At 75.5% G+C, this 11,820-nt stretch carries 10 protein-coding genes; 6 read left to right on the top strand and 4 right to left on the bottom strand.

The window, feature by feature from the left end:
• The coding region (locus EBO15_RS41115; protein WP_122199865.1) for a sirohydrochlorin chelatase at positions 1 to 781 on the bottom strand (781 nt) is incomplete at its 3' end.
• A 288-nt stretch (positions 782 to 1,069) separates the two neighbouring features.
• On the opposite strand from EBO15_RS41115, the gene EBO15_RS41110 reads away from it, so the two are divergent.
• From EBO15_RS41110 to EBO15_RS41095, 4 genes are all read left to right on the top strand, one after another.
• Positions 1,070 to 3,928, top strand: coding sequence for a sensor histidine kinase (locus tag EBO15_RS41110; protein ID WP_158628496.1), 2,859 nt, complete (start codon positions 1,070 to 1,072; stop codon positions 3,926 to 3,928).
• Positions 3,925 to 4,365 carry a roadblock/LC7 domain-containing protein gene (locus EBO15_RS41105; RefSeq protein WP_122199863.1) on the top strand — a complete coding sequence of 147 codons (441 nt, stop codon included), beginning with the start codon at positions 3,925 to 3,927 and terminating at the stop codon, positions 4,363 to 4,365. Before EBO15_RS41110 ends, EBO15_RS41105 begins: the two co-directional genes overlap by 4 nt.
• Before the next feature lie 194 nt (positions 4,366 to 4,559).
• Positions 4,560 to 5,015 (top strand): DUF742 domain-containing protein, encoded by a 456-nt coding sequence (locus tag EBO15_RS41100; RefSeq protein ID WP_233616824.1) that lies wholly within the window; start codon positions 4,560 to 4,562, stop codon positions 5,013 to 5,015.
• Positions 4,996 to 5,604, top strand: coding sequence for a GTP-binding protein (locus EBO15_RS41095; RefSeq protein WP_122199861.1), 609 nt, complete (start codon positions 4,996 to 4,998; stop codon positions 5,602 to 5,604). The genes EBO15_RS41100 and EBO15_RS41095 overlap by 20 nt, the downstream gene beginning before the upstream one ends.
• A 127-nt stretch (positions 5,605 to 5,731) precedes the next feature.
• On the opposite strand, the gene EBO15_RS41090 is transcribed toward EBO15_RS41095, so the two are convergent.
• Positions 5,732 to 6,445 carry a cupin domain-containing protein gene (locus EBO15_RS41090; RefSeq protein ID WP_233616823.1) on the bottom strand — a complete coding sequence of 238 codons (714 nt, stop codon included), beginning with the start codon at positions 6,443 to 6,445 and terminating at the stop codon, positions 5,732 to 5,734.
• Between the two features lie 404 nt (positions 6,446 to 6,849).
• On the opposite strand from EBO15_RS41090, the gene EBO15_RS41085 reads away from it, so the two are divergent.
• Positions 6,850 to 8,796, top strand: coding sequence for an elongation factor G (locus EBO15_RS41085; RefSeq protein WP_122199860.1), 1,947 nt, complete (start codon positions 6,850 to 6,852; stop codon positions 8,794 to 8,796).
• 37 nt (positions 8,797 to 8,833) lie between these two features.
• On the opposite strand, the gene EBO15_RS41080 is transcribed toward EBO15_RS41085, so the two are convergent.
• Positions 8,834 to 9,430, bottom strand: coding sequence for a Uma2 family endonuclease (locus EBO15_RS41080; protein ID WP_122199859.1), 597 nt, complete (start codon positions 9,428 to 9,430; stop codon positions 8,834 to 8,836).
• A gap of 145 nt (positions 9,431 to 9,575) precedes the next feature.
• On the opposite strand from EBO15_RS41080, the gene EBO15_RS41075 reads away from it, so the two are divergent.
• Positions 9,576 to 10,226: a DUF1707 SHOCT-like domain-containing protein gene (locus EBO15_RS41075; RefSeq protein WP_122199858.1), complete on the top strand. Its 651-nt coding sequence runs from the start codon at positions 9,576 to 9,578 to the stop codon at positions 10,224 to 10,226.
• A 287-nt stretch (positions 10,227 to 10,513) separates the two neighbouring features.
• On the opposite strand, the gene EBO15_RS44805 is transcribed toward EBO15_RS41075, so the two are convergent.
• On the bottom strand, positions 10,514 to 11,820 hold a 1,307-nt coding region (locus EBO15_RS44805), incomplete at its 5' end, for an endonuclease/exonuclease/phosphatase family protein (protein ID WP_122199857.1).

Raw genomic sequence — 11,820 nt, 5'->3', positions numbered from 1 at the left:
GGTGGCCGCCGAGCGGGGCGGCGGCGGTGCCGCCGACGGCCGCGGCGGCCCGTCCGATCCGGTCGGGGGAGACCTCGGGGCCGATCAGGTGCGGCGCGAGCGCCACGGTCCGGACGCCGGAGGCGCGCAGCCGCTCGGCGGCGGCCCGCAGCCCGGCCTCGTCGTCCAGGGACGCCGTGAACACCGGGCAGGCGAGCCGCGACGCGAGCAGCACGCTGGTGATCTCGGCCTGGCGGACCGCGGCCGGGTCGCCGGGCGGGGCGACCACGACGCCGCCCGCCTCGGTGACCATGGTCATCATGCGGATCCGGTCGGCGCGGGCCAGCCCGGACTCGGCGAGCCGGTCGTGCAGCGCCTCGGCGATCAGCGGGTGCGGGCCGAGCGGGTCGGCGGCCACGACCGGGACGGGCGCGGTGGCGACGGCGGCGGCCACCACGCTCATGATCGCCGGGTCCGGCCCCGTGACCAGCGGGACCACCACCGCGGCGGGCTCGTCCGGACGGCTCGGCGCCAGCTGGGACAGCAGCGCGGCGAGCCCGTCCGGGCCGCCGCCGAGGCTCGCGACCAGGGCGGGCTGCCCGGTGTTCTCCAGCTCGACGGCGCGCGCGAGCTCGCCCGCGACGGCCCCGGCCTGGCCGCTCGCCGGTCCCGGGACGGCCAGGATGAGCGCGGGCGAGCCCGGGGGCAGAAGGAAGGATTCGTCTCCGCGGTGCCGTCCGCCGCGCAGGGCGCGGGAGCGGCGCGACGGAAGTGCCTCGGATGCCTGGCTTTCGGGAGTCACGGCGGGAATCGTAACGCCGTCGGTTGCGCTCCGGAACTCACGGTGTCGGAGAGGACCCCGTTCCGCGGGGGGTTCGGGGCGCCGTCGTTACCTGGACAAGCCTGTCGACAGGGGTGGTCCGGGCGGGTGGACAACGGGCCGGTCACGAACAGATCGCGGACGGGGCGGCGCGCCGTGATCGCGGCATAGTAGGCTCCGCAAACCCCCGCACAAAACGCGCATCGGGAGGTAATCCCGCAGATGTCGTCTAAACGACGGCGGTTCTCCTCGATTCGGACGAGGATCGCCGTGCTGGCCCTGGTGCCGCTCGTGTCCCTGGTCGCCCTCTGGGCGTTCGTCACGACGGTCCTCTTCGGCGACGCCAACAGCCTCCTCCAAGGCGGCGACTTCCAGAACAAGCTGCTGCTGCCCACGCAGCGCCTCATCGTGGAACTCCAGAAGGAGCGCCGCCTCACCGAGGTCTACATCGGCTCGCACGGCACCCGCGACCAGGTCGACCTGTCCGCGCAGCGCGACCACACCGACACCGCCGCCAACGTCGTCCGGGAGGGCGCGAGCGACAGGCGCCTGCGCGGCACCGTCGGCGCCGACGAGCTGCGCGCGATGGACGCGCTCGCCGCCAAGACGCGCAACCTCCCCGCCGTCCGGCGCGCCATCGACGGCGGCAACCTGCAGCGGCCCGGCGCGCTCGCCGAGTTCGCCGCGGTCATCGACGCGGGCTTCTCCGTCTACAACAACGGAACCCCCGGCGGCGACGGCACGCTCGCCGTGGACGCCCGCACGCTCACCGCCCTCGCCCGCGCCCACGAGTTCCTGTCCCGCGAGGACGCCCTGCTCGCCGGCGCCCTCGCCGCCGGACGGGTCACCGCCGCCGAGCGCGGCGAGTTCGCCCGGCTGAGCGGCGCCCAGCGCACCCTCTACGCCGACACCGCGCCGATGCTGACCCGCGAGGACCGCCTCGAGTGGAGCCAGATCGAGCAGTCGCCGGTCATGGTGCAGCTGCGCCAGATGGAGGACCGGGTCGTCCAGAACATCGCACCGGGGGAGAGGCGGCTGCGCCGCGGCGCCCCGCCGGTGGACGACGACTCCTGGCGGTCCGCGTCCGAGATCATGCGCGACCGGCTGTACAAGTTCGAGAACCAGGTGCTCGACCACATCATCCGGGACGCGCGCGGCGTCGGGATGACGGTGTTCTTCCAGCTCGGCGTCGCGGGCGGCCTCGGCCTCGTCGCGATCGTCACGTCCTCGATCATCGCCTGGCGGGTCGCCCGGCGGCTCGTCGAGGAGTGCCGCCGGCTCGCGTCCCAGGTCGGCGACTTCGCGCGGAACCGGCTGCCGGTCCTCACCGACGCCGCCCGGCACGGCAAGCCGTTCGACCTCGCCGACGCGCTCGGCGGCGAGGAGAACCGCGACTACCGGATCCTGGAGATCCGGCGCATCTCCAGCGCGTTCGTCCGCACCCGCGACGCCGTCCTCACGGCCGCGGCGGGCGAGCTGGCCGCGCGGCGCGGCGTCAACGAGGTGTTCGTCAACCTCGCCCGCCGCAACCAGGCGCTGCTGCACCGGCAGCTCGGCCTGCTCGACACGCTCGAGCGGCGCACCGAGGACCCGGCGGAGCTCGCCGACCTGTTCAAGCTCGACCACCTCGCGACCCGCATGCGGCGGCACGCCGAGGGCCTGGTCATCCTCGCCGGGAAGCACGCCGGACGCGGCTGGCGCAACCCCGTCCCGCTCGTGGACGTGGTGCGCGGCGCCGTCGCCGAGGTCGAGGACTACCCCCGGGTCCGGGTGCAGCCGCTGCCCCGGCTGTCGGTCGTCGGCTCCGCCGTCACCGACGTCGTGCACCTGCTCGCCGAGATCGTCGAGAACGCCACCGCGTTCTCCCCGCCCGGCGCGCCCGTCCTCGTCACCGGCCACCGGGTCGGGCACGGCCTGGCCGTCGAGGTCGAGGACCGCGGGCTCGGCATGGACGAGGCGGCGCTCGCCGACGCCAACTCCCGGCTCTCCGACCCGCCGGACTTCGACCCCGCCGACAGCGCCCGGCTCGGCCTGGCGATCGTCGGTCGCCTCGCCATCCGGCACGACATCAAGGTCACGCTGCGGCCGTCCCCGTACGGCGGCACGACCGCGATCGCGCTGCTGCCGGACGCGCTGCTCGTCGACAACCCGGAGCCGGTCGCGATCTCGCGCCGTCCCACGGGCTCGATGACCGCGGCCCCGCTCGCGGACGGCTCGGGCCCGGCGCGCGGACGCGTCGCGGTCGCCCCGGCCGTCCGGCTGGTCGCCGACCCCGCCGGGGACGACGACGCCCACGGGCCGGTCCGCGCCCCCGAGGCGCGCCCGGAACCGCCGGTCGGGCCGGACGGCCTGCCGCGCCGCCGCCGCAAGAGCCCCGACCCGACCGCGTCCGTCCGCCCGAGCGGCGTGAACGGCTCGAACGGTGTGAACGGTGTTTCCAAGGCGGCGGGCGACGACCCGGCGCGCACGGTCAAGGACGCGGTGCCGTCCGACGGCGGCTCCGGCGGTGACCCGAGGGACACCGGACCGAACGGGCTGCCCCGGCGCAAGCGGCAGACGCACCTGGCCCCGCAGCTGCGCGACCGCGTGGACTCCCGGCTCGCCTCGCAGGAGCGGTCCTCCCGCCGCAGCCCGGACGCGGCGGACGGCGGCTACCCCGCCGCCCCGCACGTCGCCCCCGGTGACCTGGACGCCGCGACGACCGGACCGCTGCCGATCCAGGCCGATGCCCCGGAGCCCGGCCCGTCCGGACTGTTCGCCGCGCCCGTGCCGACCGGCCCGGGCGAGGATGACCGCTCGCCCGAGGCGCTGCGCTCGATGTTCTCGGCCATGCAGGCCGGGTGGCAGCGCGGGCGCGCGGAGGGCACCGACACGCCCCCGTTCGGCACCGCTCCATCCGGGGGCGATGCGGCGGACGGCGCGTCCGGGCACGAGACCAGGGCAGGACACGAAGCCGGGGACGCGGCGGACCCGCCGCGGACCGACCCCGCCGCGCCCGGCGCGGCACAGCCCCCCGACGCGGCGCACTTCCCTGCCGCAGGACGTGAGGACGCGAACACACCCGCCGCTCCCACAGGCACCCCGGAACCGACCACCTCTCCAACCGACCAGGAGGACCGAACCCCATGACACAAGCCCAAAAGGCCGGTGGTGCGGCGGCAGGCGAGCTGAACTGGCTGCTCGACAACCTGGTGCAGCGCGTCCCGCAGGTGCAGAACGCCGTCGTGCTGTCCAGCGACGGGCTGCGCATGGCGGCCTCCAGCGGGCTCGCGCGGGAGGACTCCGAGCACATGTCGGCGGTCGCGGCGAGCTTCCAGAGCCTCGCCCGCGGCGCGGGGGAGACCTTCGGCGGCGGCGCCGTCCGGCAGACCATCGTGGAGATGGAGAACTCGTTCCTCATCATCTCGGCGGCCGGGCACGGCGCGTGCCTGGCCGTGCTGGCGGACGCCGGGGCCGACCTCGGCGTCATCGCCTACGAGATGGCGATGCTGGTGACCCGGGTGGGCCAGCACCTGTCGGCCGACCCGCGTTCGGCCGTCACGGCCGGTCAGCAGGGCGGCGCCTAGTCATGGCGCCGCCCGAGCAGCCCCCCGGGCCCGGCGTGGACGGGTCCGTGGACGACGCGCTCGCCGGTGAGGGGGAGCGGCCCGGCGCCGTCCCCGGCACGGGCGAAACCGGCGCGTCCGCGTCCGGGGCGTCCGTGTCCGGTGAGGCCGTGTCCGGTGAGGCCGCCGGCTCCGGCGGGGCGCCGGAGCCGCCTGTGCCGTCCGCGCCGTCGCAGGGCGGCGAGGGCTGGTACGACGAGGCGGCCGGACCGGTCGTCCGGCCGTACGCGCTCACCGGTGGCCGCACCCAGTACGACGGCCACGACCTCGACATGGTCGCGCTCATCGAGACCGCGCACGACGCCGTGGACGAGGCCGGGGACCCCGGCCTGGTCCACGGCTTGGTCCCCGGCCTGGTTCATGGCCATCACCGGGACGGGCACGCGGGCGCCCTGGACCCGGAACATGAGATGATCTTGTCTCTTTGCCGCACTCCGTTGTCGGTTGTCGAGATAGCGTCGGACCTTGAACTCCCCCTCGGGGTCGTCCGGGTCCTCCTCGGCGACCTGCTCGACCGCTCGCTGGTCCGGGTCCGCCGTCCCGCACCGGTGGCCCAGTTCCCCGGCGAGCGCGTACTCAAGGAAGTGATTGATGGAATCCGTGCGCTCTGATCCTTCCCCGCAGGGCGATTCGGCGCTGACCGTCAAGATCCTGGTCGCCGGGGGCTTCGGCGTCGGCAAGACCACCCTGGTGAGCGCGGTCAGCGAGATCCGGCCGCTGCGCACCGAGGAGGCGCTGACCGAACGCAGCATCGGGATCGACGACACCTCGGCCGTGGCGGGCAAGACGACCACGACGGTGGCGATGGACTTCGGCCGCATCACGCTGCCGAACGGCCTGGTCCTGTTCGTGTTCGGCACGCCCGGCCAGGACCGGTTCTGGTTCATGTGGGACGAGCTCGCCAAGGGCGCGCTCGGCGCGGTCGTGCTGGTGGACACCCGCCGGCTCGCCGACTGCTTCCCGTCGGTGGACTACTTCGAGCGGCGCGGGCTGCCGTTCATCATCGGCGTGAACCAGTTCGACGGCTCCGGCCTGCACACCGCCGACCAGGTCCGGGACGCCCTGGACCTGTCGCCCGACATCCCGGTGATCGGCTGCGACGTGCGCGACCGCGAGTCGGCCAAGCAGGTGCTCATCACGCTGGTCGAGCACATCATGCGGTCGATGGTCCGCCGCGACCCGGGCGCGCTCACCCGCTGACCGGGCGCGCTCACCCGGACGCCCGGGCGCCCTGGCGCTCCACCGGCGAGGACGCCGGGCTCGTTCCGTCCCGCGCGCTCCCGTGCGCGCGGGACGGTGAGTCCCTGCCCTGATGCCGCCGGGCCGGTCAGACGCTGAAGTCGGCGAAGTCGAAGCCGGGGGAGACGACGCAGCTGACCAGCACCTCGGTGTCCCCGGACGGGCGGGCCGCCTGCCAGTGCCCCGCCGGGACGATCGCCTGCGGCACCTGTCCGGCGGCGAGGTCCGGGCCGACCGCGACCGTCTCGGTCCGCACGGACGGCCGGTCGCCGTCCCCGCCGAGGATCAGGTCGAGCGGCCCGCCGGCGTGCCACAGCCACACCTCGTCCGAGCGGACGGCGTGCCACATCGACTCCTCGCCGGGCGGCAGCAGGAAGTAGATGCCGGTCGCGCTCGCGCGCGGGCCCGGGTAGCCGTCCGGAGTGAAGGCGGGCGCCGTCCGCCAGGTCTGCCGGTACCAGCCGCCCTCGGGATGCGGGAGCAGGTCGAGGGCCTCGGCGGTCGCCGGGCGGACGAGCAGCGCGGTGTGCCGTCCGTCCGGGCCGCGCCGCAGGAAGCGGACCTGGCGGGCGGACGACGCGTCCACCACGCCGCGCGGCGGGCCGGGGGCGGGCGCGGGGTCGAGCTCGACCGCCACCACCTGCCCGGCGTCCGGGGCGAACGCGGTGTCGGCGACCGCGAGCAGATCGGTGGGGTCGGCGCCGTCCGGCACGTCCGGCCCCCACACCGCGCCGTGGTCGGCCAGGACGAACCGGGCCCCCGGGCGGCCGTTCCACGCGTCGAGCGTCGTCAGCAGCAGCACGTGTCGACTGTAGCCCGCGACGGCCGCCGGACCGATCAACACCCGCTCCGACGTGCGTTGATCGGATGTTGATCGCCGTCCGGAAGAGTATGCAGCGCACGGCCCGGGGCCGCGCCGGGACGACTGCGGGGTCAGGGGAACCCGTGCGGGGGCCGTCCGGTCGCGGAAGGCCGTGCCGACCAGAGCCGGATGGATGACCGTGACCCAGGGGGACCACCACGGTCATCCACCGGCCGGTCCTGTTTCGGGGCTCGCCCCGGCTTATGGGCTTGCCCCGGCGCCCGTCCTGCGGGCATCGTTGGCGGGTCAGGTATCCGAGCGGGGGGAACGGTCCGGAATGCGCCAGGTCCAGGTGATCACTCAGAGCCGTATCCGGACGAGCGTTCCCAAGGACCTGACCGCACATGACCACTCTCAACCTCGGCGTGCTCGCGCACGTGGACGCCGGGAAGACCAGCCTCACTGAGCGACTCCTGTTCGACGCCGGGGCGATCCGCCGCCTCGGCAGCGTCGACGGCGGCGACACCCACACCGACACCGGTGACCTGGAGCGCCGCCGCGGCATCACGATCCGCTCCGCCGTCGCGTCGTTCGCGCTCGGCGGGCTGACCGTCAACCTCGTCGACACGCCCGGCCACACCGACTTCACGGCCGAGGTCGAGCGCGCGCTCGGCGTGCTGGACGCCGCCGTGCTGGTGCTGTCGGCCGTGGAGGGCGTGCAGGCGCGCACCCGCGTCCTGGCCCGCACGCTGCGCCGGCGCGCCGTGCCGACGCTGCTGTTCGTCAACAAGGTCGACCGGACGGGCGCGCGCGACGCCGAGCTGCTGGCGTCCGTCCGGCGCCGCCTGTTCCCGGGCGTCGTCGCGCTGAACGCCGTGGACGGCATCGGCACCGGGGACGTCCGGACGACGCCCCGCGACCTCGCCGATCCGCTGTTCCGCGAGGTCGTCGCCGAGATCCTCGCCGAGCACGACGACGCCCTGCTCGCCGACCTCGTGGACGGGCGCGTGCCCGGGGCGTCGCGCGTCCGCGCCGCGCTGCGCGCGCAGACCGCCGCGGCTCGGGCGACGCCGCTGGTGTTCGGCTCGGCCCTGAACGGCCAGGGCACGCGGGACCTGCTGGACGCGATCGCCGCGTATCTGCCGTCCACGCGGGGCGACGCGTCCGCTGAGCCGCTCGGGACGGTCTTCGCCCTCGAACGCAACGCGTCCGGTGAGAAGACGGCCCTGCTGCGCGTTTTCGACGGGGAGCTTCGCGCGCGGGACAAGGTGACCCTGCGGAGCCCAGGCGTGCTGGAACGCCACGCGCGTGTCACCTCGGTGCAGGTGGCCGGTGCGGGACGAACGGCCGGGCCCGGCGACATCGCGCGCGTACGAGGGCTGGCCGAAGCGCGTGTCGGGGACGTCGTCACGACATCCGGTGGCGTGGCCACAGTGAACGTCGAGGAACCCGAGTTCGGACGGCCCACCTTGGAAACGGTCGTGCGCGCGCGGGACGCCGCGGACGCCTCGCGCCTGCGCGCCGCGCTCCTGCGCCTGGCCGAGGAGGATCCGCTCATCGGCGTCGCGCCGCTGCCCGGCGGGACGACGTCGCTGCGGCTGTACGGGGAGGTGCAGAAGGAGGTCATCGCGTCGACGCTGCGCGAGACGTTCGGGGTGCCGGCCGAGTTCGAGGAGAGCCGGGTCGTCCACCTGGAGCGTCCCGCCGGGGTGGGGGAGGCGGTGGAGGAGATGGACTGGCGCCGGCGGCGTCCGGACTTCTGGGCGACGATCGGGCTGCGCGTCGAGCCGGGGCCGTCCGGCTCGGGCGTGGTGTTCCGGCGCGAGACCGAGCTCGGGGCGCTGCCCGCCGCGTTCGACCGGGCGATCGCCGAGACCGTCCACCTGACGCTGGAGCAGGGGCTGCACGGCTGGCCGGTGACCGACTGCGCGGTGACGCTGACGGCGTCGGGGTTCGGCGGGCCGGTGAGCACCGCCGCCGACTTCCGGGGGCTCACGCCGATGGTCCTCATGCGCGCGCTCGCGCGGGCGGGGACGCGCGTGTACGAGCCGTACCGGCGGTTCGAGCTGGAGATCCCCGAGGACGCGCTCAGCGCGGTCACCGCGCGGCTCGCGGCCCTCGGCGCGGAGCTGCGGGACGCCAAGCCCGACCCCGAGGGCTGGCGGATCGAGGGGGAGGTGCCCGCCCGGCAGGTCGGCGCGTTCGAGCGGGAGCTGCCGGGACTGACCGGCGGGGACGGCGTGTGGTGGCCGCGCCCGTCGGGGGACCGGCCGGTTCCGGGGCGTCCTCCGGCGCGTCCGCGGACGGGGCCGGACCCGCTCGACCGCGACGCCTACCTGCGGGAGGTCTGACTCCCCGGTCTCGCTTCCCCGGTCTCGCTTTCCGGTCTCACTCCATCTCGGAGAGGCGGGCGGGGTCGAACGCGATGGGGTACGGGAGCTCCAGCCGGACGTCCTCGCCCGCCCGGGCCCGGCGCCGCGCCCGGTAGGCGGCGCCGTCCGGCCGTCCGTCCAGTTCCAGGACGGTCACGGACGGGCGGGGCTCCAGGTCGACGATCCAGTAGTGCGGGATGCCGGTCGCGGCGTACTCGGCGACCTTGCGGACCCGGTCGGTGCGCTCGCTGGCCGTCCGGGGCGTGACGATCTCGGCGACGAGCAGCAGGTCGGGGCCGTAGTAGGTGCGGGCGCGGCGTTCGAGCGCGAGGCGCGCGACGTCGCGGTCGACCACGAAGGCGTCCGGGCGGCGGATGCCCGCCGAGGTCGCGACCTCCTGCGGCGCGCCCGCGACGTGCACGTCGGCGGTGGCCTGCCGGGCCGCCTCCTTGAGGATCGTGCGCAGCTGCTCGGCCGCGTTGTCGTGCCACAGGTCGCCGGGCAGCTCGTGCAGCCAGCCGTCGGCCAGCTCGTGGCGGCGCCCCTCCTCGGGCAGCTCCTCCAGGTCGTAGGCCGTGTAGGGCCCGTGGGCGTGCCCGGCCGCCGCGGTCATGACCGCCGGGTCCGGCGACGAGTGATCATCACCTCGCCGAGCGTAGCCGACGGGCGGGGCCGTCCCGTGGCGACGCGGCCGGGCGATCCTCTCGAAAAGCGAGGGGAACTGAGTTAAGATACATCGCGACTTGAAAGGAGCCCCCATGAGCGACGAGCCCTCGAAGGCCGCCTCCACGATCGCCCCCCAGGCCGAGGCGGCGCCGCCTCTCACGGGGGTGCGGGCTTCCGACCACGAGCGCGACCAGATGCTCGTCCGGCTGCACGGCGCGTTCGCCGAGGGGCGGCTGAGCGAACCCGAACTGGACGACCGCATCGCGCGGACGCTGGCCGCCCGCACCCTCACCGACCTGGACGTCCTCGCCGCCGACCTCCCCGAGGCGCCGAGGACGGCGTCCGGCGTCGCGTCCGGAGGCACAGCCGCGTCCGGCGGACGGTTCCGGGGGCGGTTCCAGCTCGCCTACAAGAGCGCGATCCGGCGCGGCGGGCGGTGGCGGCTGCCCGAGCGGCAGACGACCGTCGTCTACAAGGGCTCGGCGCTGATCGACCTGCGCGACGTGGACTTCGAGTCGGCGGAGACGACGCTGCGGGTCGTCGCGTACAAGTCGCGAGTGACGATCATCGTCCCCCCGGGCGCCCGCGTGGACGCCGGGGGCCTGGGCGTCTCCACGGAGGTCCACGCGGACCCGGCGCCGGGCGGGCCGTCCCTCACGGTCAAGGGCCTGGCGTACAAGGGCGCGATCGACATCGTCGACCGGGCCGGCGAGGCCGGCGAGGCCCGCGAGGTCCGGGCATAGGGCGCCCGCCGCCCGTGAACGGACGGCGGGCATCGGTCGATGGTTCGGTCGGTCGGGTTTCGGTCAGCCGTTGCAGCCGCAGGAGCAACCCTTCGGGCAGGAGCAACCGCCACCATGTCCGCAACTGCATCCACCACTCGTCATGATTCGGAACATAACCCCATGAATACGGCGGGTATATGACCGGAGGCGGGAGGGAACGGTGCCCTCCGCGCCACACGGTCACACAGCGACACGGCCACACGGCCGCACCCGGCCACACGGCCGCACCCGGCCAGGGAGTTCCGTCAGGGCAGGGGGAGCGGGGCGTCCGGGCGTTCGGCGGGTCCGCCGGGCTGCGGGACGCGGACGGAGGCCGGGCCGGCGGGCGGCGCGAGCGTGATGCGGACGACCGACGGGTCGTGGTCGCCCGCGCGGTCGGCGAACTCCGAGGCGCGGTGCACGATCCGGTACTTGTGCGGGCGCTTCGCCAGGGCCGGGCTGAGCAGGATGTGGTCGAGGTCCTCGGCGACGCCGCCCGAGTCGGCGGTGTAGCGGTCCTGCGGGGCGAGGTCGGACGCGAGGTCGCGCAGCCCGGCGCCCGGGGCGGTCAGGGAGCGCAGCGCGGCGGACCCGTCGCCGGTGCCGAGGTTGCCGGTGACGATCACGTTCGCGCCGGGCGCGGTGCGGCGCAGCGTCCGGACGAACGCGGCGAGGCTCCTCGCCTGCGCCTCGCGGCGGGCCTCGCTCGGCCGGTCGAACGGCTGGCGGCGGCCGTAGGCGATCGGGTCGGCGGACGTCCGCGCGTCCCAGTGGTTGGCGATCACGATGATCCGCCGTCCGCGCCAGGTCAGCTCGCCCGCGAGCGGCTTGCGGGACTCGGCCCACGCGGGGTCGGCGGGCGCGACGCGTCCGGGGCTGAGGGTGAGGCGCGCGCCGCCCTTGCCGTCCGCCTGGACGTGCGTCGGCGCGACCGCGAGGTCCGGCACGCCGGGCGCGCCGAGGTCGGACGACCCGGACGGGCGGTCGGAGAACGCGAGCCCCCGGTCGGTCCGGAACAGGAAGCCGAGGCGCCCGTTGCCGCCGTGCTCGCCGCCGTCGGCGTTGTTGTGCGGCGCGATCGAGCGCCACTCGTAGGCCGGGCCGCCCGCCGCGCTGATCGCGGTGATCAGCTCGGACACGGTCTGGTCGGCGGCGACCGTCCCGTCGTCGGCCGCGCCGGAGTTGTCCTCGACGCCGGTCACGGTGACCAGGTCGGGGGAGCCGAGGCCGTCGACGAGGTCGGAGGCGAGGGCGTTCACCCGGTCGGACGGCGTGTCCGGGCTGAGGTTCTCCAGGTTCAGCGTGCCGACCGACAGCTCGTCCCGCCCGGCCGGGGGCGCGGACTGCGGCCGGACGCCGCCGTCGGTCCGGGCCGGGGTGGACGTGGGGAGCAGAACGAACCCGGACGCGGTGTAGTCGAGGACGCCGTCCACCGGGCCGGGCAGGCGGTCGCCCACGTCGGCGGACGGCAGCGGCGCGAGCGCGTCGCCGAGGACGATCCGCGCCGGGTCGGGCAGGCCGCCCGGTCGCGCGAGGGAGCCGCCGCGCCGGGTGCGGTCGTGCGCCCCGGCGC

It is taken from the genome of Actinomadura harenae, assembly GCF_003696215.1.
Lineage (GTDB): Bacteria > Actinomycetota > Actinomycetes > Streptosporangiales > Streptosporangiaceae > Spirillospora > Spirillospora harenae.
The sequence above is the reverse complement of the archived record's forward strand: the minus strand, read 5'-3'. Positions and strand labels throughout refer to the sequence as shown.

Coding starts and splice junctions, on each gene's coding strand:
- EBO15_RS41105 (WP_122199863.1), top strand. CDS start 3,925: ATGACACAAGCCCAAAAGGCCGGTGGTGCGGCGGCAGGCGAGCTGAAC.
- EBO15_RS41095 (WP_122199861.1), top strand. CDS start 4,996: ATGGAATCCGTGCGCTCTGATCCTTCCCCGCAGGGCGATTCGGCGCTG.
- EBO15_RS41085 (WP_122199860.1), top strand. CDS start 6,850: ATGACCACTCTCAACCTCGGCGTGCTCGCGCACGTGGACGCCGGGAAG.
- EBO15_RS41080 (WP_122199859.1), bottom strand. CDS start 9,430: ATGACCGCGGCGGCCGGGCACGCCCACGGGCCCTACACGGCCTACGAC.
- EBO15_RS41075 (WP_122199858.1), top strand. CDS start 9,576: ATGAGCGACGAGCCCTCGAAGGCCGCCTCCACGATCGCCCCCCAGGCC.